Origin of the sequence: Mesorhizobium sp. B1-1-5, from assembly GCF_006443065.1 — a bacterium.
Classification (GTDB): domain Bacteria; phylum Pseudomonadota; class Alphaproteobacteria; order Rhizobiales; family Rhizobiaceae; genus Mesorhizobium.
In genome coordinates, this window is sequence record NZ_VFWS01000683.1 from 1 (window position 1) to 1,015 (window position 1,015).

Consider the following 1,015-nt stretch of genomic DNA (forward strand, 5'->3'; position numbering starts at 1 on the left):
CCGTCGTCGCGGGTCCAGACGTCGAGCCCTTCCATATTGTCGATCTGGTAGCCCATATCGGCCTCCATCAGCACCGGACCGTCGGCGACCGCGCCCTTCTCCACGGTCTCGCCATCAATGCGCCGCAGCCGCATCTTGAGACCTCCTGCCATCGTGAAACTGCGCTCCAGCAGCAGAAGGTCGCCATCCGGCAGGAAAGCCCCATCGGTGATATCGAAATCGCCGTTGCGCTTGACGGTGAAGACGCCCTTGTGCGGACCTTCGATGATGGCGGCATAGATGTTGCCGGCCTTGTCCAAGCTCTTTTCCGACACCACGACCAGGCCGCCTTGGTGGCGGCCATTGGCATTGGCGTGGGTGACGGTCTCGAAGCCTCGGTTCCGGCGCAGCTCCCATGCCGGAACCAGGAAATCCATCTGCCTGAACGGCGCCTTCATATCGTCGGGGCCAATTTTGAACTGGGCGACGCGATGGTTGCGCTCGAAACCCACGGTGGCAATGCCGTCCTTGACGGAAAGCCCCTCGGCATCGACTTCCGATTTCTCGTCGATCGGCTGGCCCGATGCATCGACCATCTGTTCCATGCGGAAGTCCCCGATGCCTGACGGGCGCTTGTCCGCATCATGGGTCACGCTGCCGAAGAACCAGAATCCGGTATCGGCGACGCCGACGAAGTCGCGACCGCCTTTCAGGAAACGGAAGGCCGACAGCGCGCCGAAATCGCGCGACGGCGACGTCATCTCCAGCCCGCCGACGAATTCGAGCGGACCGAATTGCTTGTCGGCACGGCCTATACGGAATTCGGTGATCGGGCGGGCTAAGACCTCGACCGGTTCAACCGAGGTCGCGCCGGCCGAACTGGATGGCACCGGGGCTGCACCGGCAAACAGGGCGATGGCGGCGAAAAGTGCTTGTCGAAATCCGCCGTGCGAAAAGATCATCCGGCGCGCCGCATGCCGCCGCGCCGCGTATCGCGTGCGCTTTCCTCGGCGAACAGCGAAGCCAATTGCTCGGT

The 1,015-nt window shown here is 63.2% G+C and carries 1 protein-coding gene; it reads right to left on the reverse strand.

What is annotated here, in order from left to right:
- On the reverse strand, positions 1-941 hold a 941-nt coding region (locus FJ980_RS34365; RefSeq protein WP_140547755.1), incomplete at its 3' end, for an esterase-like activity of phytase family protein.
- Between the last annotated feature and the right edge of the window lie 74 nt (positions 942-1,015).